Origin of the sequence: Acidovorax soli (assembly GCF_014207955.1) — a bacterium.
Classification (GTDB): Bacteria; Pseudomonadota; Gammaproteobacteria; order Burkholderiales; family Burkholderiaceae_C; genus Acidovorax; species Acidovorax soli_A.
The window spans coordinates 86,064-111,244 of sequence record NZ_JACHLK010000019.1 but is presented as its reverse complement, the minus strand read 5'-3'; the positions used below and the strand labels follow the sequence as shown (position 1 = coordinate 111,244).

Genomic DNA, 25,181 nt, shown 5'->3' with positions numbered 1-25,181 from the left:
GGCAGCGGGGTCGCCTTTCTTTTGGGTACTTTTCTTTGGCGAAGCAAAGAACAAGTACCTCGGCCGCCGGGCCGAGACCCGGCCTCCGCCCTCAAAGAAAAACAGAAGCAACCACAGCCACAAAGCCGTGAAGCTTCAAAAGAAAAAGAATCAGCCCACGGTGTCGCGGCTAACCCCAGCCGTCTGGCTGAACCCACCATCCACATACGTGATCTCGGCCGTCATGCCGCTGGCCAGATCCGACAGCAAAAACGCCGCCACATTCCCCACGTCCTCAATGGTCACATTGCGGCGCAGAGGGGACGAATCCGCCACCATCGACAGCAGCTTGCCAAAATCCTTGATCCCGCTCGCAGCCAGCGTCTTGATCGGCCCTGCGCTGATGCCGTTCACGCGCATGCCCTTGGGGCCCAGGGCTTCGGCCAGGTAGCGCACGCTGGCTTCCAGGCTGGCCTTGGCCAGGCCCATGGTGTTGTAGTTGGGGATGGTGCGCAGGGCGCCCAGGTAGCTCAGCGTGATCAGCGAAGACTTCTCGTTGAGGTAGGGCAGGGCCGACTTGGCCATGGCCGGGAAGCTGTAGGCGCTGATGTCGTGCGCAATGCGGAACGACTCGCGCGACAGGCCTTCCAGGAAATCGCCGGCGATGGCTTCACGCGGGGCGAAGCCGATGCTGTGCACGAAGCCGTCGAACTTGGGCCACACCTGGGCCAGGTCGGCGAACATGCGGTCGATCTGCTCATCGCTGCCCACATCGCAGTCGAAAACCAGTTTGGAGTCGAACTCGGCCGCGAAGTCGGTGATGCGGTCCTTGAAGCGCTCGCCCACGTAGCTGAAGGCAAGTTCTGCGCCCTGTGCGTGGCAGGCCTTGGCGATGCCGTAGGCGATGGAGCGGTTGGACAGCACGCCGGTGATGAGCAGTTTCTTGCCGGTCAGAAAACCCATGGTTCGTTCTCCTTTGGAATTTTGGGGTAATGCAATCAATATGCAGGGGTAGCGATGAAGGGCCGGGTTAACCACGCGTATGGATATGCGCCATTCGCTGCAGAGCCGGCCGAACGTAGTGCAGAATTGTCGCATGCGGTCTTGGCTCACTTTTTTGCTGATGGGTTGCTGCGCTGTTCCTGCTGCCTGGGCAGCGCATGGCTATGCACTCTGGGGCGATCTCAAATACCCCGCCGGCTTTGCCCACTTTGACTATGTGAACCCCGATGCACCAAAGGGGGGCGAGCTGCGCATGGTGAGCAACCTGCGCTACTCCACCTTCGACAAGTACAACCCCTTCACCATGAAGGGCTCGCCGCCGGCCTACCTGTCGGACCTGGTGTTCGAAAGCCTGCTCACCGGCTCCATGGACGAAACCGCCTCGGGCTATGGCCTGCTGGCCGAGGACGTGGACGTGGCGACCGACCGGCTGAGCGCCACCTTCCGCCTGCGCGCCGAGGCCCGCTTCCACGATGGCAGCCCGGTGGAGGCGGCCGACGTCAAGCACACCTACGAGATGCTGATCAGCCCGCAGGCCTCGCCGGGCTATGCCACCTTGCTGCAGGAGGTGGCTGGGGTGGATGTGGTCGACAAGCGCACGGTGCGCTTTCGCTTCAAGCTGCCCAACCGCGAGCTGCCCTTGACGGTGGGCAGCCTGCCCATCTTCAGCCGCGCCTGGGGCCGCCAGCCGGACGGCAAGGCCAAGCCTTTCGACCAGATCGTGACCGACACGCCCATCGGCAGTGGCCCGTACCGCATCGGGCCGGTGGCGTTCGGGCGCGACATCACCTACGCCCGCGACCCGAACTACTGGGGCCGCAACCTGAACGTGAACAAGGGCGCGTTCAATTTCGATGCCATCACCGTCAAGATCTACAAGGACAACACGGCCCGGCTGGAGGCCGTGAAGGCCGGTGAGTTCGATTTCATGACCGTGTACTCGGCCGGCGACTGGGCACGCCGCATCGACGGCAAGCTCTTCAAGCAGGGCGTGCTGGTCAAGAAAGACATGAAGCACCGCCTGCCTGCGGGCTTTCAGAGCTACGTGCTCAACACCCGCCGGCCCATGCTGAGCGACCCGCGTGTGCGCGAGGCGCTGGGCCTGGCCATCGACTACGAGTGGATGAACCGCCAGATGTTCTATGGCGGCTACCCGCGTGTGACCGACCTGTTCGGCAACACCGACTGCCAGGCCACCGGCACCCCCGGCCCCGAAGAACTTAAGCTGCTCGAGCCCTGGCGCGGCAAGGTGCCCGACGCCGTGTTCGGCCCCATGTACCGGCCGCCGGTGACGGAGGGCGAGGGCCATTCGCTGCGCGAGAACCTGCGCCGGGCGCGCCAACTGCTGGCCGATGCAGGCTGGACCTACCGCGACGGGGCCCTGCGCAACGCCAAGGGCGATGCCATGGTGATCGAGTTCCTGGACAGCAAGGAGGGCGGGGCCCGCACCGTCTCGCCCTGGATCCGCAACCTGGAAAAGCTGGGCATCACCCTGCGCTTTGCCACGGTGGACTTTGCCCTGTACCAGCAGCGCCTGGACAAGTTCGATTTCGACATGATCAGCCTGGCCTTCCAGGGCTCCTACAACCCGGGCCAGGAGATGCAGGAGTATTTCGGCAGCAAGCGGGCCGATGTCGAGGGCGCTGCCAACTACACCGGGGTCAAGAGCCCAGCTGTGGATGCCATCGTCACCAAGCTGACCCGCGCCGACACCAAGGCCGAACTGCTGCCCGCCTGCCGCGCGCTGGACCGCGTGATCATGCACAGCCACTACCTGATTCCGCAGTGGACCCTGTCATCGCACCGCGTGGTCTACAACCAGCAGCGCCTGGCCTACAAGGAGCCCATGCCCCCTTACGCCAAGGCCGAGGAATGGCTGATGTTCTCGTGGTGGAGCACCAAGCCATGACAGCAGCCAAGCCGATGCAGCCCTGACAGAAAGCCCAGCCACCCGCCATGCTTGCCTACATCGCCAAACGCCTGCTGCTCATGCTGCCCACCTTGCTGGGTGTCCTGCTGTTGACCTTCGCGGTGATCCAGTTCGTGCCCGGCGGCCCGGTGGAGCAGTACATGGCCGAGGCACGGGCCGCCGCCGGCAAGGGGCGGGGCGCGGAGGGCGGTGGCATGGCCTACCGGGGCGACCAGGGCGTGGACCCCAAGCGCGTGGAGCAGATCAAGGCGCTCTACGGCTTCGACAAGCCGGCGCACGAGCGCTTCTTCATCATGCTGGGCCAGTTCGCGCGCTTCGACCTGGGCAAGAGTTTCTTCCAGAACAAGAACGTCTGGGAACTGGTCAAGGAGAAGCTGCCGGTCTCCATCAGCCTGGGCCTGTGGACCTTCTTCATCAGCTATCTGGTGGCCGTGCCGCTCGGGGTGGCCAAGGCGGTGCGCGCGGGCTCGCGCTTCGATCTGGTCACCACCTTGCTCATCCTGGTGGGCTATGCCATACCGGGCTTCGTGCTCGGCGTGGCGCTGCTGGTGGTCTTTGGTGGGCAATTGCAGTGGTTCCCGCTGCGCGGGCTGGTGTCGTCCAACTGGGAGCAGCTCAGTTGGGGCGCACGCATCGTGGACTACCTGTGGCACATCACGCTGCCGGTCACGGCCATGGTGGCGGGCAGCTTTGCCGTGACGGCCATGCTCACCAAGAACGCCTTCCTCGAAGAGATCCGCAAGCAGTATGTGCTGACGGCGCGGGCCAAGGGCCTGTCGGAGCGGCAGGTGCTCTGGAAGCATGTGTTCCGCAATGCGCTGATTCCCATCATCACGGGCTTCCCGGCGGCCTTCATCGGCGCCTTCTTCGCGGGTTCGCTGCTCATCGAGACCCTGTTCTCGCTCGACGGCCTGGGCCTGCTCGGCTACGAGAGCGTGATCCGCCGCGACTACCCCGTGGTGCTGGGCACGCTCTACCTGTTCACCCTGATCGGCCTGGTCACCAAGCTCATCAGCGACCTCTGTTATGTGTGGGTAGACCCCCGCGTCAAGTTCGATTGACCGCATGAACGCGCCCTCTGCAAGCCCCACCAGCGCTGCTGCCGGCACACCGGCGACGGCAAGTCCACCGACCCCCGTGTCCCTTTCTCCCTCGCGCCGGGCCTGGCTGCGCTTCAAGCGCAACCGACTGGGCTTCTGGAGCCTGGTGATCTTCTGCGTGCTGGTGGCCATCAGCCTGGCCGCCGAGGTGGTCAGCAACGACCGGCCGCTCGTCGTGCGTTACGAGGGGAAGACCTATTTCCCTATGCTCCAGACCTACCCCGAAAAGACCTTCGGCGGTGATTTCGAAACCCCCACGGACTACCTGGACCCCTTCATCCAGCAGCGGCTGAGTGCAGGCGACAACTGGGTGATCTACACCCTCAACACCTACGGCCCGACCACGCTCAACTACTTCGCCAAGGAGCCCAACCCCTCGGCGCCCACGCGCGACAACTGGCTGGGCACCGATGACCGAGGGCGCGATATGCTGGCCCAGCTGATCTACGGTTTCCGTGTGAGCGTGCTGTTCGGCCTGGCGCTGACCTTCATCGGCACGGTGCTGGGCATCCTCACCGGCGCCATCCAGGGCTTCTTCGGCGGCAAGACGGACCTGGCCTTCCAGCGCTTCATCGAGATCTGGGGCTCCATGCCCGAGCTGTACCTGCTCATCATCTTCAGTGCGCTGTTCGCGCCCAGCATCTCGCTGCTGCTCATCCTGCTCTCCCTGTTCGGCTGGATGGGCCTGTCGGACTACGTGCGTGCCGAGTTCCTGCGCAACCGCCAGCTCGACTACGTGAAGGCGGCGCGCGCCCTCGGGGTCAGCAACACGCAGATCATCTGGCGCCACATCCTGCCCAACAGCCTGACGCCCGTGGTCACCTTTTTGCCGTTCCGCATGAGCGCGGCCATCCTGTCGCTCACGGCGCTCGATTTCCTGGGCCTGGGCGTGCCGCCAGGCACCCCCAGCCTGGGTGAGCTGCTGAGCCAGGGCAAGAACAACATCGACGCCTGGTGGATCTCGCTGAGCACTTTTGCCGTGCTGGTGGTCACCCTGCTGCTGCTGACCTTCATGGGCGATGCGCTGCGCGATGCCCTCGACCCCCGGAAGGCCGATAAATGACGACCCCCACGCTCGGCACTGGCGTGTCCTCGCTGCCCCCCGCGGGGGCACCCTTGCTCGACGTGCGCGACCTGCACGTCCACTTCGGCCCCAAGGAAGTGGTGCGCGGCGCCCGCTTCACCATCGCCCCGGGCGAAAAGCTCGCCCTGGTGGGCGAGTCCGGCTCGGGCAAGACCATCACCGCGCTGAGCCTGCTGCGCCTGGCCGGCGATGCCAGAGTGACAGGCCAGGCCCTGCTGCGCGGGCGCGACCTGCTGGCCCTGAGCGAGCGCGAGATGCGTGGCGTGCGCGGTGGCGACATCGCCATGATCTTCCAGGAGCCCATGACGGCACTGAACCCGCTGATGACCGTGGGCCAGCAGATTGCAGAGATCCTGCAGCTCAAGAAGGGCCTCACGGGCGCGCAGTGCGCCCAGGCCGCCATCGAGCTGCTGGCCAAGACCGGCATTCCCGAGCCCGCACGACGGGCAAACAGCTTTCCGCACCAGCTTTCGGGCGGGCAGCGCCAGCGCGCCATGATCGCCATGGCCCTGGCCAGCGAGCCGCAGCTGCTGCTGGCCGACGAGCCCACCACTGCGCTCGACGTGACGCTGCGCGGCCAGATCCTCGATCTGCTCAGTGACCTGCAGCGCCAGACCGGCATGGCCGTGTTGCTCATCACGCACGATTTGAACCTGGTGCGCCGCTTTGCCGACCGTGTGGCCGTGATGGAGCGGGGCGTGCTGGTGGAGCAGGGCGCCGTGGCCGAGGTGTTCGGCGCACCCCAGCACGCCTACACCCGCAAGCTCATGCAAAGCCAGCCCCAGCGCGATGTGGTCGAGGCCGAAACCGCGCCCGGTACGCCGCCTGTGCTGCAGGCCGGCGACCTGCGCGTGGTCTACCCCACGCCGCTGCCGGGCGTGCGCGGCTGGTTCAGCAAGGGCGAGTTCGTGGCCGTGCAGGGGGCCAGCCTGGCGCTGCCGCCGGGCCGTACGCTGGGCGTGGTGGGCGAGTCGGGCTCAGGCAAATCCACGCTGGCCCAGGCCATCCTGGGGTTGCTGCCGCATGGTGGATCGCTCACCGTGGCGGGGCAGGGCTGGCAGGCCCCTGCCATGCGCAACTCGCCCGCCAACCAGCAGCTGCGCCGCAAGGTGCAGGTGGTGTTCCAGGACCCGTTCTCGTCGCTGTCGCCGCGCCTCACGGTGGAGGAAATCGTGGGCGAGGGCATGCGCGTGCACGAGCCCATGCTCAGCGTGGCCGAACGCCGCGCGCGGGTGGAAACCGCGCTGGCCGAGGTCGGCCTGACCGAGGCGCAGTTCCCTGGCCTGCTGGCGCGCTACCCGCATGAGTTCTCGGGCGGCCAGCGCCAGCGCCTGGCCATTGCGCGCGCCCTCATCGTGCAGCCCGAGCTGCTGGTGCTCGATGAGCCCACCAGCGCGCTCGACGTCACCATCCAGCAGCAGGTGCTCAAGCTGCTGCAGCGCCTGCAGAAGGAAAAGGGCCTGGCCTATCTGCTCATCACGCACGACGTGCAGGTCATCCGCGCCATGGCGCACGAGGTGCTGGTGATGAAGGACGGTCAGGTGCTCGAAAGCGGCCCCGTGGGCCGGGTGCTCGACGCGCCGCAGCACCCCTATACCCAGCGCTTGGTGGAGTCCGCCGGGCTGGATTGAGGGCCGCGGCCCCCGCCCTGGCCTGCCCGCTGCGCGGGAGCCTATTTCTCACGCACCTCATGCACTGCCTGGCAGGCCCCTGCGGCCGTCAGCAGTAGCTTGCCTGTCTGCGCCTGGTCATCCGGCCGTTGGCCAGCGCAACCCTGCTCCATAGCCCCGTGCCCTGAAGGCATCCGGGGGCTCGAAGTCCTCTGCACAAACATCCCCGCCGAATGGGCACCCGGCGGGGCAACGCCGCGTTCCCACCGTGCGGGATCGCAGGGTGGGCCTAGGGTTTTTACCTATTTTTTGAGCAACAAACAGGATTATTCTTCCTGTGTGTTTCAAGAATAAATCATTGTTTCATAGGTGAAACGAAAACACAAGCCCCTAACGAGAATATTTGCAATGACCCCAGCCAACGCTTCCCACCCTGCTCCGTGTGCCCTGCTGCAGGGTCGGCGCATCCTCGTGACCGGTGCCGCGCGCGGCCTGGGCTTTGCCTTTGCCCGTGCGCTGTGCGAGCAGGGGGCGCAGGTGGCCATGGCCGATCTGCGTGAGGAACTGCTCCTGCAGTCCGTGGCCGCGCTCAAGGCCGATGGCCATGCAGCCGTCGGCGCGGTCGTCGACGTCAACGACCCGGCGGCCATCGAGCGCTGTGCCGCGCAGGCCGTGCGCGAGCTCGGCGGGCTCGACGGCCTGGTCAACAACGCGGCGGTCACCGACTCCGGCGGCCGGGGCATGGACGACATCGAGATCGCCAAGTGGGACCAGGTCATGAACGTCAATGTGCGCGGCACCTGGCTCATGACCCGCGCCTGCCGCGCCGCGCTGCGCGACAGCGGCCGCGGCGCCATCGTCAACCTGGCCTCCGACACGGCCCTGTGGGGCGCCCCCAATCTGCTGGCCTATGTGGCGAGCAAGGGTGCGGTGATCGCCATGACGCACTCGCTGGCGCGCGAGCTGGGTGGCGACCACATCACCGTCAACGCCATCGCCCCGGGCCTGGTGCAGGTCGAGGCCACGCAGTACGTGCCCGAGGCACGGCACCGCCACTACCTGGAGCAGCGCGCCATCCAGCGCGAGCAGATGCCCGAGGACGTGTCGGGCGCGGTGGTCTACGCACTGTCCGACCTGGCCCGCTTCGTCACCGGCCAGGTGCTGGCCGTCAACGGCGGCTTCGTCATGCACTGAGCCGAACGCCGATTCCCAACGCCATTCCATCTTCTTTCACAGGAGCTTTCCCCATGAGCGATCTTTCCGAACAGCAGCAACTCCCCAAGAGCTGGGACCAGCCCGAGGGCGCGAGTTTCGCCTCGTGGATGGAGAGCCGGGTCGCGCGCTTTTCCACCCGCAAGTACGACTTCGATGCGCTGAAGTTCCAGGCCGATTTCGATCCCAAGTACCGCCGCGGCCAGATGCGCTACATCGGCACCGGTGGCACCGGCGTGGCCCAGGACAGCAACACCATCCCCGCCGAGCACTTCACCTTCTCCACCATGGTGATCCCGGCCGGCAACGAAGGCCCTTCGCACCTCCATGTCGACGTGGAAGAGGTGTTCTTTCTGATCCGCGGCAAGCTCAAGCTGGTGCTGGAGAAAGACGGCGAGCGCTTCGAGACCATCCTGACCGACCGCGACGTCGTCTCGGTGCCGCCCGGCGTGTACCGCGAGGAGATCAACATCGGCGACGAGGACGCGCTGATGTGCGTGATGCTGGGCGCAAAAAAGCCCATCACGCCGACCTACCCGGCCGACCACCCCCTGGCCAAGATCAAGCGCTGAGCTCCACCATGGCTTCCGTTGCGGCCCCCGCCCTCGACCCCGCTGTGCTGCTGCAGCCCGCGCTGGACCTCCTGGCCCGGCAGTTCGGCGAGCACACCGTGCGCCTGCCCTCGGGCGCGCAGGTGGCCGTGCGCCAGTGCGGGGTGCCGGGCCAGGGGCTCAGCGTCGTGCTGCTGCACGGCATCAGCTCGGGTGCGGCCTCGTGGGTCCATGTGGCCACGCGCATTGGCGCTGACACCCATGTGCTGGCCTGGGATGCGCCGGGCTATGGCGATTCCACGCCCCTGGCGGCAGGCGCCCCCACCGACGCCGACTATGCCGAGCGCCTGCACGAGCTGCTGCAGGCGCTCGGCATAGAGCGCTGCGTGCTGGTCGGCCACTCGCTGGGCGCGCTATTGGCCTGCGCCCATGCGCGCGGCGAGGGGGCAGGGCGTGTGGAGCGGGTGCTGCTTATCAGCCCCGCCGCCGGCTACGGCGCACCGGGCCGTGCGGCTGAGCGTGAGCGCGTGCGCAGCGAGCGCCGCCAGTCGCTCCAGACCCTGGGCGTGGGCGGTATGGCCGAGCGCATTTCCGCGCGCCTGCTGTCGCCAGCCGCCGATGCGGCGCAGCGCGCCTGGGTGCAGTGGAACACGGCGCGCCTGCATCCCGACGGCTACCTGCAGGCGGTGGAGCTGCTGTGCGCCAGCGACCTGGCGGCCCAGCGCCTGGCGGTGCCGGTGCAGGTGGCCTGCGGCGATGCAGACGCCGTCACGCCCCCGGCTGCCTGCCGCGCCGTGGCCGACGCGCTGGGAGCGCCGTTCGAAGCCATTGCCGGCGCCGGCCATGCCAGCCCCGTCGAGCAGCCCGATGCCGTGGCGCGCCTGATCGCGCGCGCCCTTCACCAACCCCGCCACTGAGCACCCGCACCATGCCCGAAAAGAACCTTGCCGAAGACGGCGCCAGTGACAAGTACATCGTGCCCGCCCTGGAGCGCGGCCTGCGCCTGCTCGGTGAATTCAGCCGCGACAGCCGCACGCTGGACGCGCCCGAACTCGCGCGCCGCCTCGACCTGCCGCGCTCCACCGTGTTCCGCCTGCTCAACACGCTCGAATCCATGGGCTTCCTGGAGCGCATCGGCAGCGGCAACGACTACCGCCTGGGCCTGGCCGTGCTGCGCCTGGGCTTCGAGTACCTCTCCTCGCTGGAGCTGACCGAGCTGGGCCAGCCGGTGATTGCGCGCCTGTGCGACGCCATCCGCTACCCCTGCAACATCGTGGTGCGCGATGGCCGCTCCATCGTCTACGTGGCCAAGGTCACGCCGCCCACCCCGCTGACCAGCTCGGTGCGCGTGGGCACGCGCCTGCCGGCACACGCCACGGTGCTGGGCCGCATCCTGCTCGAAGACCTGACCCTGCCCGAACTGCGCGCGCTGTATCCCGAGGAGCACCTCGAGGTGTTCTCGGGCAGCACGCCCAAGACCGTGCTCGACCTCTTCAACATGGTGGAAGTCGACCGCCAGCGCGGCTACGTGCTGGGCGAAGGCTTCTATGAGGCCAGCATTTCCACCATTGCGGCCCCCGTGCGTGACAGCAGCTCGCGCATCATCGCCGCGCTGGGCGCCACCATCCCCTCGGGCCACATCGACGAGAGCCGCCTGGAAGAACTGGTGCAGCGCGTGCGCGCTTCGGCCGACGAACTCTCGGGCCTCCTGAATTACCAGCCGCGCGGCGATGCCTCCGACAAGGTCGTCGCACTGCGCCCTTTCTGACCATGATGAACCTCCTGGACCTGACTTCCACCGTCGCCGTCGTCACGGGCGGCTCCTCGGGCATCGGCCTGGCCACCGTGGAGCTGCTGTTGCAAAGCGGCGCCGCCGTGGCCTTTTGCGGCCGCGACGAAAAGCGCCTGCGCGATGCCGAAGCCGGCCTGCGCGCACGCTTTCCCACGGCGCGCCTGTTTGCCGCCGCCTGCAACGTGCTGGAGGCTGCCGACATGCAGCGCTTCGCCGCGGACACCGAGGCAGCGCTGGGCACAGCCTCCATCCTGGTCAACAACGCTGGCCAGGGGCGCGTGTCGACCTTTGCCGACACCGCCGATCAGGCCTGGACGGAAGAGCTGCATCTCAAGTTCTTCTCGGTGATCCACCCTACGCGCGCCTTTCTGCCGCAGCTCAAGCGCAGCGCGTCTGCACCGGGCACTGCCGATCAGCGCTCGGCGGCCATCGTCTGCGTCAACTCGCTGCTGGCCGAGCAGCCCGAGCCGCACATGGTCGCCACCTCGGCCGCGCGCGCCGGCATCAAGAACCTGGTGCGCTCCATGGCCACCGAATTCGCACCCGCAGGCGTGCGCGTCAACGGCATCCTGGTCGGGCTGATCGAGTCCGGCCAATGGCGCCGCCGCTTCGAGGCGCGCGAGAACCGTGCCCTCGACTGGGACGCCTGGACCGGCGAGCTCGCCGCACGCAAACGCATTCCCCTGGGGCGCCTGGGCCTGCCGCAAGAGGCGGCGCGCGCCATCGTCTTCCTTGCCACATCGCTTTCGTCGTACACGACGGGCAGCCACATCGACATATCCGGAGGTCTTTCCCACCATGCCTGAGAACCACAACCACCCCATGACGGTCGGCGCCGCCATTGCTGCCTTCCTCGAAGAATGCGGCGTCAAGGCTGCCTTCGGCGTGATTTCCATCCACAACATGCCCATCCTCGACGCCTTCAACGAGCGCGGCAGGATCCGCTTCATCATGGCGCGCGGCGAGGCCGGCGGCACCAACATGGCCGACGCCTATGCCCGCACCACGGGCGGCCTGGGTGTCTGCCTCACGAGCACCGGCACCGCTGCGGGCAATGCCGCCGGCGCGATGGTGGAGGCCCTCACGGCCGGCACGCCGCTGCTGCACCTCACGGGGCAGATCGAGACCCAGTACCTGGACCAGAGCCTGTCCTACATCCACGAGGCGCCCGACCAGCTGGCGATGCTGCAGTCCGTCTCCAAGGCCGCCTTCCGCGTGCGCAGCGCCGAGACCGCGCTGAGCACCATCAAGCTCGCGGTGCAGACCGCGCTGACCGCGCCCACCGGCCCCGTCAGCGTCGAGATCCCGATCGACATCCAGGCAGCGCTGATCCCCGCGCCGACCGACCTGCAGCCGCTGCCGGTGGCACCCGCCGTGCCATCGGCGCGCGCGTTGGACGAGCTGGCCGAACGCCTGGCCCGGGCCCGCCGCCCGCTGCTGTGGCTGGGCGGCGGTGCGCGCCATGCCGGGGCCGCCGTCGCGCGCCTCATGGCACTGGGCGTGGGCGTGGTCACGAGCACCCAGGGCCGGGGCATCGTGCCCGAGGACGACGAACGCTCGCTCGGCGCCTACAACCTGCACAAGCCGGTCGAGAACTTCTACCAGACCTGCGATGCCATGCTCGTGGTGGGCTCGCGCCTGCGCGGCAACGAGACGCTGAAGTACGAGCTCAAGCTGCCGCGCCCGCTGTACCGGGTCGATGCCGACCCGGCCAGCGAAGGCCGCTGCTATGCCACCGACTACTTCGTGGCGGGCGATGCGCAACTGGTGCTTGAAGGCCTGGCCGACCGCCTGCAGGAGCGCCTGTCCATCGACCCCGGCTTCATGGCCGACCTGCGTGCCGCGCGGGTGGCCGCCGAGAAATCCCTGCTCGATGGCCTGGGCCCCTATGCCGAACTGGTGCAGCAGCTGCAGCAGGCCGCGGGGCGCAACTTCAACTGGGTGCGCGACGTCACGGTGTCCAACAGCACCTGGGGCAACCGCCAGCTGCACATCTTCGATCCGCGCGCCGGGGTGCACGCCCTGGGCGGCGGCATCGGCCAGGGCCTGGCCATGGGCGTGGGGGCCGCCGTGGGCGCGGCCGTCACGGCCTCGGGCCGCAAGACCCTGTGCCTCTCGGGCGATGGCGGCTTCATCCTGAACCTGGGCGAACTGGCCACGGCCGTGCAGGAGAAGGCCAACGTGGTCTTCGTGCTCATGAACGACCAGCGCTATGGCGTGATCCAGAACATCCAGGACGCGCAGTACGGCGGCCGCCGCTGCTATGTGGACCTGCACACGCCCGACTACGCGCAGCTGTGCTCGGCACTGCAGCTGGGCCACGTGCGCGTGAGCCAGCTCGCCGACCTGGCCGCAGGGCTGGACAAGGCCCTGTCCGCCAGCGGCCCCTTCATCCTGGAGATCGACATGCTCTCCATCGGCAGCTTCAAGACCGCCTTTGCCGGACCGCCGACCAAGGTCGCGGCGGTGGCCTGAGGGGACGCGACGCCATGCTCAGAATTGCCCTGATCGGCTGTGGCGCCATCGGCGCCAGCGTGCTGGAGCTGCTGCACGGCGACCCGCGCATTGCGGTCGACTGCATCGTCGCGCCAGCGGCCGCCCATGCGCAGGCGCAGGCCGTGGCGGCGCGCTGGGCACCCCAGGCCCGCGTGTGCGAGGCGCTGGACGGTGCAGTACCAGACCTGGTGGTCGAGTGCGCCGGCCACGGCGCGGTGGCCGAGCATGTGCTGCCGGCGCTCGCGCGCGGCATCCCCTGCGTGGTGGTCTCCATCGGCGCCCTGGGCGCGCCCGGCATGGCCCAGGCGCTGGAGCAGGCCGCAGCACGCGGCAACACCCAGGTGCAATTGCTTTCGGGCGCCATCGGCGGCATCGACGCACTGGCCGCGGCCCGCGTGGGTGGGCTCGACACGGTGGTCTACACCGGCCGCAAGCCACCCCTGGCCTGGACCGGCACGCCGGCCCAGGAGGCCTGCGACCTTGCCGGGCTGACCAGCGCCCACTGCATCTTCCGCGGCAGCGCCGAGGAAGCCGCCCGGCTTTACCCGAAGAACGCCAACGTCGCGGCCACCCTGGCGTTCGCAGGCCTGGGCCTGCAGCGCACCGAGGTGCAGCTGTTCGCCGACCCGGCCGTGGGCGAGAACGTCCACCACGTCGAGGCGCGCGGCGCCTTCGGCAGCTTCGAGCTGACCCTGCGCGGCAAGCCGCTGGCAGCCAACCCCAAGACCTCCGCGCTGACCGTCTACAGCGTGGTCCGCGCCCTGCACAACCGCAGCCGTGCGCTGTCGATCTAAGGAATTCCACGATGCCGCTCACCACTGAATCCCAAGAGCTGCTGCCCATCAACATCGGCGGTGAGATGCGCCTGGGCGGCGGCGACGAATCCGCCACGCTGTACCCGGCCACCGGCGAGGTCGTGGCGCGGCTGCGCGCGCCCAGCCTGGCCGATGTCGACGAGGCCATCGTGCGGGCCGACCACGCCTTTCGCACCAGCGGCTGGGCGCAGAAAAAGCCGCACGAGCGCGCGGCCGTGCTGCACCGCGTCGCCGCGCTGATCCGCGAGCGCGCCGAACCCCTGGCCCAGCGCCAGCGCCTGGACAACGGCAAGCCCATCACCGAGACGCGCAACCTGGTGGCCAGCGCCGCCGCAACCTTCCAGTTCTTCGCCAGTGCCTGCGAGACGCTGGAGGAGACCATCACGCCCTCGCGCGGCGATTTCATGACCATGAGCGTGTACGAGCCCATGGGCGTGGTGGCGGCCATCACGCCGTGGAACTCGCCCATCGCCAGCGAGGCGCAGAAGGTTGCGCCGGCCCTGGCCGCCGGCAACGCCGTGGTCATCAAGCCGGCCGAAGCCACGCCGCTGATGGCGCTGGAGCTGGCCGCACTCTGCGAGGAGGCCGGCGTGCCCCGGGGGCTCCTCAGCGTGTTGCCCGGCCGCGGCTCGGTGATCGGCGACGCCATCACCAAGCACCCGCTGGTCAAGCGCGTGTCCTTCACCGGCGGCACCAGCACCGGCAAGCACATCGCCCACATCGCGGCCGACAAGATGATGCCGGTCTCGCTCGAACTGGGCGGCAAGTCGGCCACGATGGTGCTCGAAGATGCCGATCTGGACCATGCGGTCAACGGCGTGCTCTACGGCATCTTCAGCTCCTCGGGCGAGTCCTGCATCGCCGGCTCGCGCCTGTTCGTGGCGCGTTCGCTGTACGCGCCGTTCATGGAGCGCCTGAGCGCGCGCGCCGCCGCGCTGCGGGTCGGCGACCCGGCCGACGAGCGCACGCAGATGGGCCCGCTGATCACAGCCCGGCACCGCGAATCGATCGAGCGCTATGTGGACATGGGCCTGTCCGAAGGGGCAAGCCTGCGCACTGGTGGCGCCCGGCCCGAGGGCAGCCTCTACGAGCGCGGCTACTACTACCGCCCGACCATCCTGGAAGGCGTGAAGAACAGCGACCAGATCTGTCAGCAGGAGATCTTCGGCCCGGTGCTCGTGGCCATGCCGTTCGATGGGGAGGACGCGCTCATCGCCCAGGCCAACGACAGCGTCTACGCGCTGGCCGCCGGCATCTGGACGCGCGACTACAAGCGCGCCTGGCGCATCGGCCGCGCGGTGCAGGCCGGCACGGTGTGGATCAACACCTACAAGCAGTTCTCCATCTCCACCCCCTTCGGCGGCTGGCGCGACAGCGGCCTGGGCCGCGAGAAGGGGCGCCTGGGCATCCTGCAGTACATGGAGCAAAAGAGCCTGTACTGGGGCCTGAACGAACAGCCCCTGGCCTGGGCCAACTGAACACGGGAGCCATGACATGAGCGTACTGGGCATCGACGAAGTCACCTACGGAGCGGACGACCTGCCGACCTGCCGCCGCTTCTTCCTCGATTGGGGCCTGGCCCTGGTCGCGGAAGAAACCGACCAGCTCGTCTTCGAGACCCTGAACGGCTGCCGCGTGATCGTGGCCGCGACCACGCGCGCCGGCCTGCCGCCCGCGATGGAAAGCGGCCCGACGCTGCGCGAGGTGGTGTGGGGCGTGCAGAGCGAGGCCGACCTGGCGCAATACACCGAGTCCATCCGCTGGCAGCCGGGCTTCACCGTGGGGGCGGGGCGCATCGGCTGCACCGACCCCAACGGCCTGTCGGTGCGCCTGCAGGTCACGCGCAAGCGGGCCATCGACGTGCAGAGCGCCGACTACAACACCTGGAACCGCAAGGACCGTGTGAACCGGGCCAGCCCCGCCTACGAGCGGGCCACACCGATCGAGGTCGGCCATGTGGTGTTCTTCGTGAAGGACGTGGCGGCCTGCGAGCGCTTCTATGTGCAGCACTTCGGCTTTGCCGCATCCGACCGCTACCCGGGCCGTGGCGCCTTCCTGCGCTGCGCGCCCGACGGCGGGCACCACGACATCTTCCTGCTGCAGCGCCCCGCGGGCGACTCCGCGCTGAACCACGTGGCCTTCACCGTGCGCGACATCCACGAGGTGTTCGGCGGCGGCATGCACATCTCGCGCTGCGGCTGGGAGACCCAGCTCGGCCCGGGCCGGCACCCGATCTCGTCGGCCTACTTCTGGTACTTCCGCAACCCGGCCGGTGCGCTGGTGGAGTACTACGCCGACGAAGACCAGCTCACCGCCGACTGGGAGCCGCGCGAGTTCGAGCCCGGTCCCACGGTGTTCGCCGAATGGGCCATCGAAGGCGGCATCGACGGCAACACGCGCCGGCAGAAGAGCGCCGAAGCGCCCAAGGGCCAGTTCATCACCGACCGCAAGTAAGCAGACAAGCAGGCAGACAAGGCAGGCACCCACCATGCAACGACACACCTTTCTTCGCCAGGCCCTGGCCGGCGCCGCCTGTGCACTGCTGCTGGCGCCCGCGCTCGCGCAGGGCTCGGACGCCGAGCGGCAGCTGGCATCGCAGGCCTTCAGCATCGTCGCGCCGTTCCCGCCCGGCGGGCCGGTGGACACGCTCTCGCGCATCCTGGCCACCGGCCTCACGGCGCGCTACAGGCAGCCGGCCGTGGTGGACAACCGCACCGGCGCCAGCGGCAACATCGGCATCGAGCTGGTCAAGCGCGCCGCGCCCACGGGCCACACCCTGCTCGTGGTGCCGCAAGGCAACCTCACCATCAACCCCACGCTGATGCCCCGCCTCGGCTACACGGTGGACGGCGACTTCGCGCCCGTCTCTTCGCTGGCCAAGGCGGCCAACGTGATCGCGGTGAACCCGGCCGTGCCCGCCAAGACCATTGCCGAGCTGGTGGCGCTCTCCAAGGCCAAACCCGACAGCATCAGCTATGCCTCGCCCGGCGTGGGCAGCAGCCTGCACCTGGCGGGTGAGCTGTTCCGCCAGCAGAGCGGGGCGGACATCCTGCACGTGGCCTACAAGGGCACGGGCCCGGGGCTCAACGATGTGCTCGGCGGCACGGTGCCGATGATCATCGGCAACATGCCCTCGGTGCTGCCCCACATCCAGTCGGGCAAGCTGCGCGCCCTGGCCGTGACCGACCCGGCCCGCGCCACCGAGCTGCCCGACGTGCCCACACTGGCCGAGGCGGGGGTGCAGGGCGTGGCGCTGTCGTCCTGGTACGGCGTGATGGCGCCCAAGGGCACGCCGGCCCCGGTCGTCGAGCAACTGGCACGCGACATCGCGCAGATCTTCAGCGAACCCGCCGTCAAGGCCCAGCTGCAAAAGCAGGGCATGGGCGTGTGGCTCACCTCGGGCGCTGCCTTTGGCGAGCTGATCCGCAAGGAGACCGCGGTTTGGGCGCCCATCATCAAGGCGCGAAAGATCGAGGCGCAATGAGCGCGGCCAACAAAACTCTTCTGGCGTCGTTGCTGCGTCTTGTCGTACTGCGCGTACTGCCTGCGACGCAGCGCCTAGCCAGAACCGCTTCGCTGAGTTTTGTTGTCCGCTCCAAATAGTTTTCACCCCCCTCCGATGGCGCGCAGCTTCGCGCCGGACCGACTGCAACCTCAAGGAATCCCACCATGAAACTCACCCGTCGCCAGGCGCTTGCCATGGCTGTTTCGCTCGGTACCGCAGCCTGCGCCGGCACTGCCTGGGCACAGGCCTACCCGAGCAAGCCCATCACCCTCATCGTGGCCTACCCGGCCGGCGGCGACACCGACGCCATGGCCCGCCTGTATGCCGAAAAGCTGGGCACCCGCCTGGGCCAGCCGGTAATCGTGGACAACAAGCCAGGTGCCAGCGGCACCATCGGCACCGCCTATGTGGCCAAGGCGCCCGCGGACGGCTACACGCTGCTCCTGGCCCCCAGCACCGTCTCGATCGCGCAACTGGTGCTCAAGACCGGCGCGGGCGCGAGCTACGACGTCATCAACGGCCTCACGCCCATCGTGCAGACGGGCGTGCAGCCCCTGTTCGTGGCCGCCAACACCGAGACCGGCGGCAAGGACCTCAAGGAGGTGGTCGCCAAGGCCAAGACCAAGACCCTGTCCTATGCCAGCCCGGGCAGTGGCTCGCCCATGCACATCCTGGGCGAGATGTTCAACCAGTCCGCGGGCGTGAAGCTCTCGCACGTGCCCTACCGCGGCGTGGCGCCCGCGGTGAACGACGTGCTGGGCGGCCATGTGCCCGTCACCTTCATGACCCTGGGGCCGGTCGCCCCCCATTTCGCCTCCGGCAAGGTGGCCGCGCTGGCCGTGGCCGACGCGCAGCGCTCGCCCCTGGCGCCCAACGTGCCCACCCTGGCCGAGCTGGGCTACAAGGGCGTGGAGGTGGGGGCCTGGCAAGGCCTGTTCGGCCCCAAGGACCTGCCGGCCGACATCGTCAAGACCCTCAACGGCCACTTCAACGAGATCCTGAAGATGCCCGACGTGCAATCCAAGATGGCCGTGTTCGGCGCGCTGCCCGGCGGTGGCGATGCCACGCGGCTGGCCAAGAGCAATGCGGGCGACTACGCCCGCTTCGGAAAGATCATCAAGGACTTCGGCATCCAGGCCGACTGAGCGGCTGAGCGCCCAACCGCCCCACCGACCGCTCAAGGAGAGACCCCATGACCACCACCGACCGCTACCTCGAACCGCACCAGGCCCGCACGCGCCTGCCCACCATGTTCGAAGACCTGCTGGGCGACGCCATCGAGCGCGCCTTCGGCGAAGGCGCCTACACGCTGCCCGAGCTCGTGGCCTACCTCAACCGCACCGGCCCGGCCAGCGAGAACGGTGCCGCCTGGACCGAAGAGAACTTCCAGGCCCTGATGGCCCGCCTGGGCCACTGAAGCGCGCCACCAGACCAGTACAGACCCCAGGAGCCCCCCATGAACAAGACCATTTCCTTCGCCAAGGACCCGGTCGACGCCTTGCTGCGCGACGGGTTGAAGAACCTCTGGCACCCCATCTGCCCTTCGGACTTCATCGGTGAGCGCCCTGTGTCGCTGCGCCGCCTGGGCAAAAAGATCGCCCTGTGGCGCGATGCCGCAGGCACCCTGCATGCGCTGGAAGACCACTGCCCGCACCGCGGCGCGCCGCTGTCGCAGGGCATGGTGCTGGGCGACCGCCTGGCCTGCCCGTACCACGGCGTGGAAGTGCGCTGCGACGGCACCGTGACCAAGGTGCCAGGCAGCCCCGGCTGCAAGCTCGAAGGCGCGCGCGCGGCGCTGGCCTTCCATGTGCAGGAGGCCTACGGCGCGGTGTTCCTCTACAACAGCGATACCAACGTCGACACGCCCCCGCCGATGACCCTGCCCGAGGAACTGAGCTCGCCCGAGTATTCGCACTTTCTCTGCTACGCCGAGTGGAAGGGCGACTACCGCTACGCCATCGACAACGTGATGGACCCGATGCACGGCACCTTCCTGCACAAGCAGTCGCACTCGATGGCCGAGGGCGACAGCACGGCCACCTTCCAGATCCGCGACACCGATTCCGGCTTCGTCTTCGAGAAGGTGGGCCAGCGCGGCGTGAACTTCGACTGGACGGAGTGGGGCGATACCGGCGTGCACTGGATGCGCCTGGAAATTCCCTACCCCAAGACCGGCGGCCCCGGCGGCAACTTCGCCATCATCGCCTGCGCCACGCCCATCAACGAGGGCCTGTGCAGCGTGTTCTTCTGGCGCTGCCGCAAGGTCAGCGCATGGCAGCGCGACACCTGGCGCTTTCTCTACCGCAACCGGCTCGAAGCGCGCCACTGGGCCGTGCTGGAGCAGGACCGCGTGATGCTCGAGCAGATGGAGCCCGACGCCAACCAGAACGAACACCTGTACCAGCACGACATCGGCCTGGTGCGCCTGCGCCGCCACCTGCGCAAGCTGGCCACCGAGCAGCTGGAAGCCGCCACCGTGCCGGCCTGAGCGCACGCCGACGCGCCATGCCCCGGGAGCCATTGCCATGAGTATCTTGAACGCCTTTGTCCACACCCTGCGCTTCGAGGCCGACGATGTGATCAGCATCGAGCTGCGCCCCGTGCGCGGCGGTGAGCCGTTTCCGGCCTTCGACGCCGGCGCGCACATCGACCTGCACCTGCCCAACGGCATGGTGCGCAACTACTCGCTGTGCAACGCCAGCGAGGAGCGCGGGCGCTATGTCATCGGTGTGCTGCGCGACCGCGCCAGCCGCGGCGGCTCGCGCTGCGTGCACGAGCAGCTGCGCGTGGGCATGCGGCTGCCCATCTCGGCGCCGCGCAACAACTTTGCGTTGCACGAAGAGGCCGCGCACACGGTGCTGGTCGCTGGCGGCATCGGCATCACGCCCATCCTGTGCATGGCGCGGCGCCTCAAGGTGCTGGGCCGTTCGGTCGAGGTGATGTACTTCGCCCGTTCGCGCGAAAGCGCCGCCTTCGTGGCCGAGCTCGAGGCGCTCGGGGTGCCGTTGCACCTGCACTTCGACAGCGAGCAGGGCGGGCCGCCGGACCTGCACGCGCTGCTGCAGCGGCGCGCACCGGATGCGCAGACGCACCACTACGCCTGCGGCCCCACGGTGATGCTGGACGCCTTCGAGAAGTTCTGCGCCGAACTGGGGCACGAGAACGCGCACATCGAGCGCTTCGCCGCCGTCGAGGTGGCCGCCTCGTCCGATGCGCGCGCCACCTACACCGTGGAGCTGCGCAAGAGCGGCCGCAGCATCACCATCACCCCCGAGAAGTCGCTGCTCGACACCCTGCTTGATGCCGGCATCCCGGTGGAGTACAGCTGCAGCGAAGGCGTCTGCGGAACCTGCGAGACGCGCGTGCTGGCCGGTGAGCCAGACCACCGCGACTCGGTGCTCAGCGCCAAGGAGCGCGCCTCGAACAAGGCCATGATGGTCTGCGTCTCCGGCTGCAAGAGCGAATCGCTGGCCTTGGACCTGTGATGCGCCGCTGACGACGCAGCCCCGAATTTCCCCCGGACGGGCTTTGGGGGAGGCCGCCGCATCTTCGGCTGTTCGCTCCCGTCCTCCCCTCGACCTCAGAAACACATGACCGGCGAACCTGCCGGAGGAGAGAACGCATGCACCAAAAAACCTGGATCGCGCTGGCCGTGCTGGCCACCGCGGGCGCCGCCTCGGCGCAGTCTTCCGTCACCCTGTTCGGCGTGCTCGACGTCGGCGTGGCGCACGTGACGGGCGAAGGCGTCTCGCGCACCGGCCTGTCCACCGGCGGCGCCAACATCAGCCGCCTGGGTTTTCGCGGCACCGAAGACCTGGGCGGCGGCCTGGCCGCGGGCTTCTGGCTCGAAGCCGGGCTGGACGTGGACTCTGGCTCGGGCAAGACCAGCGGCGCCCTGGCATTCAACCGCCGCGCCACGGTCAGCCTGTCGGGGCCTTTCGGCGAGCTGCGCCTGGGCCGTGACGATGCCGCGACCTTCCTGAACACGCTGATCTTCGATCCCTTCCTGACCAATGGCGTGGGCGGCACCAACGCCTTCATCATGCTGGGTGCACCGATCCAGGTCAGCAACGCGGTGGGCTATTTCCTGCCGCGCGAGCTTGGCGGCTTCTACGGCCAGGTGCAGTATGCGTTCGGAGAACAGCCTTCCAACGCCGACAACTCCAAGCAGGGCAACTATGCCGGCGCGCGCGTGGGCTACCGCACGGGGCCGTTCAACGCCTCGCTGGCCACGGGCAAGCTCAAGGGCGCGACGGGGGCAGAGGACGTGAAGGCCCACAATGCCGGTGTGTCCTACGACTTCGGCGTGGTCCGACCCATGCTGCTCTGGGCCTCGGAGAAGAAGGGGGCGGTGAAGATCACGGCCATCGAACTGGGCGCCACGGCCCCGCTGGGCAATGGCGAGCTGCGCGCCCAGGTCAGCCGCTACAGCACCCAGCCCGGCAGTGCCGATTGGCACAAGCTCGCCCTGGGCTACGGCTACCACTTCTCCAAGCGCACCCAAGTCTATGGCGCCGTGGCGCGGCTGAAGAACGACTCAGGCGCCCAGCGGTCCATCGGCCTGCAGGGGCTGGCGGCGACCGGCACCACGCTGGGCGGCAGCTCCAGCGGCTACGAGATCGGCATCCGCCACAACTTCTGAGGCGTGGCGGCCAGGGGCTCAGGCGTAAGTATCGACCTGTGACCCCAGACCATCCGCCGATGGGGGGCGCTGCTCGCGCGCAGTCTGGGCCGCGGCTTCCATCTTGCGAGCCTGGGCGTCCTGCTGCTCCTGCTGGCGGGCCCGCTGGATGGCGGTGATCTGCGCCTGCACCATCTGGATCTGGGCCTGCAGCAGCTTGGCCTTTTGCTGCTTGGCCTTGGGTTCCATGTCGGACGTGGCCAGGTTCTTGAGTTCGTCGGTCAGCTCGCGCAACTGCTTTTGCAGCTTGGCGATCTCGCTGCCGCCGCCCCCGCTGGACGACGACACCTGGCCTGCCGATGACGAAGAGGAAACTTGCATGCCTCCTTATCGGCACATGGGCGAAAAACTTTAGTGGGCCGTGGGGGCATTCAACTGGCCGGCTTGCCCTGGGCGGGCCCGTCCTGCGCCACCCACAGCACCTTGTCCACCTCCACGCCAAGCGACTTCGCCTGGGCCAGCAGTTGCTCGCGCACGCCGGGGGGCAGGGTCTTGGTGCGCGACAGGATCCACAGGTAGCCGCGGTTGGAGCCGATGACCATGGACCACTGGTAGTCCGGGTCCAGCGCCACCACGTTGTAGCCGCCATAGAAGGGGCCGAAGAACGAGACCTTGAGGGCGCCCTGGCGCGTGTCGCCGACAAAGCGTGCCTTGCCCTCGGCCTGCTTCCAGCGGTCGCGGCCGGGATCGAAACCGCGGTTGACCACCTGGATGGTGCCATCCGCTTGGGGGATGTAGTTGGCCGTGGTCTGCTGCAGGCCACGTTCGAAGGAATGGTCCAGCCGGGCCACCTCGTACCACTGGCCCGCATAGCGCTGCGCGTCGAAGCCCGCCACCGGCTCAATGCCGGCAGGCGGGTGCGTGGAACAGGCCGTGAAGAACAGCACCGCACCCAGCGCCAGCACACCAATGGTGTTGGGTAGGATGCGGCGGCCCATCGCGCGCGTGGCCGCAGGGGTTGCGTGCTCCGGGGCGGTTGCTGGCATGTCTCGCAGTGCGACAAGGGTGTCAGGCATGGTGGTGTCCCTGGCTGAAGGCTTCGCTGCAGTTCTGGCAGGGGCCGGCCGTCGGGCCGGGGGCTGCCTGTGGTGCGGCGGTGTGGTCAATGTAGTGGGGGCGCTGGCGGCCGCGTGTAGGCGCGGGCTGGCATCGCCTGTCGGCCGGATGGGCCGCCAGGCCGCATCACACCACGGGTCCGCGCTGTCGGGGATGCGCGGGCCCTCAAGCCGGGGCCCTGGTTGCCAGAAAATTCACGGATCGGCGATGAGATTGGCGGCCCGCCCTGGCCACCCTGCCCGCTGGCACAGAACTTGAACACGCCCAGCGGGTAGAGTGGCAGGCATGCAGGTGCCGCCCGGCGCTCCCATTGGGGCCGGTTGCCACCGCTTGCACGAACGAACGAGGTCTTTTGCATGACGACGCCAACCACCACCACCCCGGCCCCGGGCTCCGACCACCTGCGCTTTCACCGCCAGCATGAGCACCTGTCGCCGCCCTTTGGCAACGACGGCTTTGCGCGCCGGGCCGAGGCCTTTGCGCGCATGTTCGGTTCGCCCCGCTTCCTGCTTGCGCAGACCTGCTTTGTGGCCGTGTGGATCGGGCTCAACCTGTCGGGCGTGGTGGCCTTCGACGTCTATCCCTTCATCCTGCTGAACCTGGCGTTCAGCCTGCAGGCCGCCTACGCCGCGCCGCTGATCCTGCTGGCCCAGACGCGCCAGGCCGAACGCGACCGCATGCATGCCGATGCCGACGCCCGCCACCGCGAGGCCCTGGCCCAGGCCACCGCCGAGCGCCAGGCCCTGGCCGCGCAGAACAGTGCCCGGTTGCTCGACCTGCTGGAGCAGAACACCCGCCTGACCGAGGTGACCAAGAAGCTCAGCGAACGCATCGAGGCCCTGACGCTGGAGATGCACCACCGCATGCACTATGTGCCCGCGAACGCCCGCAGCCAGCAGCAGGCCGGGCCGCCCGGCGTGCAGCAGTCAGGCGGCACCGGTGCGGACACCAGTGCGCGGCAGGGCTGAGCCATGTTTGCCAGCCATCCCCTGCCACCCGCTGCCGCGGCGGGCCATGCCCGGCCTTTCGACATCGCCGCCGCCTGGCAGGCGCTGCACGGCCATGCCGGGCCTGGCCAGCCCATCGCATTGCTGCACATGGGCACCGCGCACACCCTGGTGGCCCTGCTGGGCGAGGGCGGCGCACCGGGCCCCCTGGTCTCGCTGACCGTGGGCCGGCACAAGACCGCGCGCGACTTCTTCCGGCGCGATGTGCCCACGCCGCTGGAGCTGGAAAACGCCATCGCCAGCGTGGAGGACGAGGTCTACCTGGCCCACCGGCAGTACGCACAGCAGCCGGGGGCGGCCCGCGCGGCCTGGTGGTCCACCGACGCCCACCTGCTGGCCCTGGCTGAGTTGGCCGGCGTACCCAGCGCCCCCGCCATGCAGCTCAGCCTGGAGGCCATGGAGCGCCTGTTCCAGCGCCTGGCGGCCGTATCAGAAGGCCGGCCCGCTGCGAGCGAGGGCCTGCCCGAGAGCGTGGAGTTCGCCACCACCTTGCTGCTGCTGCGCGAGCTGATGCACCACATGCCCTTCGGGGTGCTGCATCTGGCCGCAGCGGCATAGCAAGCGCTATTCTCGGGCGTAGACGGAGAATTCGTGGCTTGGCGCGAAGCCGAGCGACCGGGCCAGATCGTACGACGCCTGGTTGTGGCGAAAGCAGTCCCATCCCGGCGTCAGCCCACGCTGCAGGCAGCCGCCGATGAAGGCCGTCGCCACGGCCCGGGCCAGGCCTTGCCGCAGGTGGCCGTCCAGGGTGCAGATGTCGGCGTCGTGGCGCAGCCCATTCACGAACACCGAGTAGCACAGGCTCGCGACCTGGCCGCCCTGCAGCACGCAAAAGCCCACGCCCTCGCGCTCGAACAGCGCAGCGGACGCCCACATGCCCGCCGCGAACGGGTAGGGGCCGTCGCCCAGTTGCTGCAGCAGCGCCGCATCCATGGGCACCAGGCGGTAGCCCGGCGGCAGAAGCGGTGCCGCACGCTGCGCTGCGGCGAAGCGGACGGGGTCGAACGAAAAACCCACGCGCTGCCGCTTTTGCACGGCGGCCATGGTGACGCCTTGCTCGATCACCGGCTCCCAGGCGGCGTGGCCGGGGTACAGGATGAAGAAGTCCTGGCCGGCGTGGCGCCGCAGCCAGTCCATGCAGGACCTGGCGAACACCGCATCGGGCACGGCGCCCGCCAGCACGCAAAAGCCGTTGTCGTAGACAAAGGCGGTGCCCCGGTCTCTCGGGGTGGGGGTGAAGATGCGGCCCCGGGTGTGGCCCGACAGCACGGCCGCCATGATCTCGGTGCCCGCGTGGAGCCCGTCGCGCAAAGGGGTCAGGGCAGGGAAGTCTCGTGGATCCAATGCATGCATGGAGCCGA

The 25,181-nt window shown here is 68.5% G+C and carries 25 protein-coding genes; 21 read left to right on the top strand and 4 right to left on the bottom strand.

Going from position 1 to position 25,181, the window contains the following annotated elements; translation table 11 throughout:
• Positions 1 to 150: 150 nt before the first annotated feature.
• A complete protein-coding gene (gene fabI / locus HNP48_RS30795) occupies positions 151 to 942 on the bottom strand; it encodes an enoyl-ACP reductase FabI (RefSeq protein WP_184864587.1) in 792 nt (263 codons plus the stop codon).
• Positions 943 to 1,075: 133 nt separating this feature from the next.
• Between fabI and HNP48_RS30790 the strand changes: the two genes are divergently transcribed.
• The 19 genes from HNP48_RS30790 to HNP48_RS30700 all read left to right on the top strand — a co-directional run bounded on the left by HNP48_RS30790 (position 1,076) and on the right by HNP48_RS30700 (position 21,718).
• Positions 1,076 to 2,890 carry an extracellular solute-binding protein gene (locus HNP48_RS30790; protein WP_184864585.1) on the top strand — a complete coding sequence of 605 codons (1,815 nt, stop codon included), beginning with the start codon at positions 1,076 to 1,078 and terminating at the stop codon, positions 2,888 to 2,890.
• Positions 2,891 to 2,937: 47 nt separating this feature from the next.
• The gene (locus tag HNP48_RS30785) at positions 2,938 to 3,972 is read left to right on the top strand and encodes a microcin C ABC transporter permease YejB (protein ID WP_184864583.1); all 1,035 of its coding nucleotides are present in this window, start codon (positions 2,938 to 2,940) and stop codon (positions 3,970 to 3,972) included.
• Between the two features lie 4 nt (positions 3,973 to 3,976).
• Positions 3,977 to 5,074 carry an ABC transporter permease gene (locus tag HNP48_RS30780; RefSeq protein ID WP_184864580.1) on the top strand — a complete coding sequence of 366 codons (1,098 nt, stop codon included), beginning with the start codon at positions 3,977 to 3,979 and terminating at the stop codon, positions 5,072 to 5,074.
• Positions 5,071 to 6,726: an ABC transporter ATP-binding protein gene (locus tag HNP48_RS30775; RefSeq protein ID WP_184864578.1), complete on the top strand. Its 1,656-nt coding sequence runs from the start codon at positions 5,071 to 5,073 to the stop codon at positions 6,724 to 6,726. Before HNP48_RS30780 ends, HNP48_RS30775 begins: the two co-directional genes overlap by 4 nt.
• A gap of 387 nt (positions 6,727 to 7,113) precedes the next feature.
• Positions 7,114 to 7,899, top strand: coding sequence for an SDR family oxidoreductase (locus HNP48_RS30770; protein WP_184864576.1), 786 nt, complete (start codon positions 7,114 to 7,116; stop codon positions 7,897 to 7,899).
• Positions 7,900 to 7,952: 53 nt separating this feature from the next.
• On the top strand, positions 7,953 to 8,489 hold the full coding sequence (locus HNP48_RS30765) for a cupin domain-containing protein (protein WP_184864574.1): 537 nt from the start codon (positions 7,953 to 7,955) through the stop codon (positions 8,487 to 8,489).
• 8 nt (positions 8,490 to 8,497) lie between these two features.
• Positions 8,498 to 9,385 (top strand): alpha/beta fold hydrolase, encoded by an 888-nt coding sequence (locus HNP48_RS30760; protein WP_184864572.1) that lies wholly within the window; start codon positions 8,498 to 8,500, stop codon positions 9,383 to 9,385.
• Between the two features lie 11 nt (positions 9,386 to 9,396).
• Positions 9,397 to 10,236, top strand: coding sequence for an IclR family transcriptional regulator (locus tag HNP48_RS30755; protein WP_184864570.1), 840 nt, complete (start codon positions 9,397 to 9,399; stop codon positions 10,234 to 10,236).
• Positions 10,237 to 10,241: 5 nt separating this feature from the next.
• Positions 10,242 to 11,066 carry an SDR family oxidoreductase gene (locus HNP48_RS30750; protein ID WP_184864601.1) on the top strand — a complete coding sequence of 275 codons (825 nt, stop codon included), beginning with the start codon at positions 10,242 to 10,244 and terminating at the stop codon, positions 11,064 to 11,066.
• Positions 11,059 to 12,735 carry a thiamine pyrophosphate-binding protein gene (locus tag HNP48_RS30745; protein WP_184864567.1) on the top strand — a complete coding sequence of 559 codons (1,677 nt, stop codon included), beginning with the start codon at positions 11,059 to 11,061 and terminating at the stop codon, positions 12,733 to 12,735. Before HNP48_RS30750 ends, HNP48_RS30745 begins: the two co-directional genes overlap by 8 nt.
• A gap of 14 nt (positions 12,736 to 12,749) precedes the next feature.
• The gene (locus tag HNP48_RS30740) at positions 12,750 to 13,550 is read left to right on the top strand and encodes an aspartate dehydrogenase (protein ID WP_184864565.1); all 801 of its coding nucleotides are present in this window, start codon (positions 12,750 to 12,752) and stop codon (positions 13,548 to 13,550) included.
• A gap of 11 nt (positions 13,551 to 13,561) precedes the next feature.
• Positions 13,562 to 15,049: an aldehyde dehydrogenase gene (locus tag HNP48_RS30735; protein ID WP_184864563.1), complete on the top strand. Its 1,488-nt coding sequence runs from the start codon at positions 13,562 to 13,564 to the stop codon at positions 15,047 to 15,049.
• Positions 15,050 to 15,065: 16 nt separating this feature from the next.
• Positions 15,066 to 16,025 carry a VOC family protein gene (locus HNP48_RS30730; protein ID WP_184864561.1) on the top strand — a complete coding sequence of 320 codons (960 nt, stop codon included), beginning with the start codon at positions 15,066 to 15,068 and terminating at the stop codon, positions 16,023 to 16,025.
• 34 nt (positions 16,026 to 16,059) lie between these two features.
• Positions 16,060 to 17,055, top strand: coding sequence for a tripartite tricarboxylate transporter substrate binding protein (locus HNP48_RS30725; RefSeq protein WP_184864559.1), 996 nt, complete (start codon positions 16,060 to 16,062; stop codon positions 17,053 to 17,055).
• A gap of 185 nt (positions 17,056 to 17,240) precedes the next feature.
• Complete coding sequence (locus tag HNP48_RS30720) at positions 17,241 to 18,221, top strand: tripartite tricarboxylate transporter substrate binding protein (protein ID WP_184864557.1); 981 nt, start codon at positions 17,241 to 17,243, stop codon at positions 18,219 to 18,221.
• 47 nt (positions 18,222 to 18,268) lie between these two features.
• Entirely contained in the window at positions 18,269 to 18,493 is a 225-nt protein-coding gene (locus HNP48_RS30715; RefSeq protein WP_184864555.1) for a recombinase-like helix-turn-helix domain-containing protein, read from the top strand.
• Positions 18,494 to 18,532: 39 nt separating this feature from the next.
• A complete protein-coding gene (locus HNP48_RS30710; protein ID WP_184864553.1) occupies positions 18,533 to 19,564 on the top strand; it encodes an aromatic ring-hydroxylating dioxygenase subunit alpha in 1,032 nt (343 codons plus the stop codon).
• 37 nt (positions 19,565 to 19,601) lie between these two features.
• Complete coding sequence (locus HNP48_RS30705) at positions 19,602 to 20,561, top strand: PDR/VanB family oxidoreductase (protein ID WP_184864551.1); 960 nt, start codon at positions 19,602 to 19,604, stop codon at positions 20,559 to 20,561.
• 137 nt (positions 20,562 to 20,698) lie between these two features.
• Positions 20,699 to 21,718: a porin gene (locus HNP48_RS30700; RefSeq protein WP_184864548.1), complete on the top strand. Its 1,020-nt coding sequence runs from the start codon at positions 20,699 to 20,701 to the stop codon at positions 21,716 to 21,718.
• Between the two features lie 18 nt (positions 21,719 to 21,736).
• Here HNP48_RS30700 and HNP48_RS30695 read toward each other — a convergent pair whose 3' ends face one another.
• Both HNP48_RS30695 and HNP48_RS30690 read right to left on the bottom strand, forming a co-directional pair.
• Positions 21,737 to 22,078, bottom strand: a complete 342-nt coding sequence (locus HNP48_RS30695; RefSeq protein ID WP_184864546.1) for a FlxA-like family protein — start codon at positions 22,076 to 22,078, stop codon at positions 21,737 to 21,739.
• 50 nt (positions 22,079 to 22,128) lie between these two features.
• Positions 22,129 to 22,773 (bottom strand): lipocalin family protein, encoded by a 645-nt coding sequence (locus HNP48_RS30690; protein ID WP_184864543.1) that lies wholly within the window; start codon positions 22,771 to 22,773, stop codon positions 22,129 to 22,131.
• A 396-nt stretch (positions 22,774 to 23,169) separates the two neighbouring features.
• Between HNP48_RS30690 and HNP48_RS30685 the strand changes: the two genes are divergently transcribed.
• Together HNP48_RS30685 and HNP48_RS30680 are read left to right on the top strand one after the other, a co-directional pair.
• Positions 23,170 to 23,781 (top strand): DUF1003 domain-containing protein, encoded by a 612-nt coding sequence (locus HNP48_RS30685; RefSeq protein ID WP_184864541.1) that lies wholly within the window; start codon positions 23,170 to 23,172, stop codon positions 23,779 to 23,781.
• Between the two features lie 3 nt (positions 23,782 to 23,784).
• A complete protein-coding gene (locus tag HNP48_RS30680) occupies positions 23,785 to 24,378 on the top strand; it encodes a hypothetical protein (RefSeq protein WP_184864539.1) in 594 nt (197 codons plus the stop codon).
• A 6-nt stretch (positions 24,379 to 24,384) separates the two neighbouring features.
• Here HNP48_RS30680 and HNP48_RS30675 read toward each other — a convergent pair whose 3' ends face one another.
• The gene (locus HNP48_RS30675) at positions 24,385 to 25,173 is read right to left on the bottom strand and encodes a GNAT family N-acetyltransferase (RefSeq protein WP_184864537.1); all 789 of its coding nucleotides are present in this window, start codon (positions 25,171 to 25,173) and stop codon (positions 24,385 to 24,387) included.
• Positions 25,174 to 25,181 lie beyond the last annotated feature (8 nt).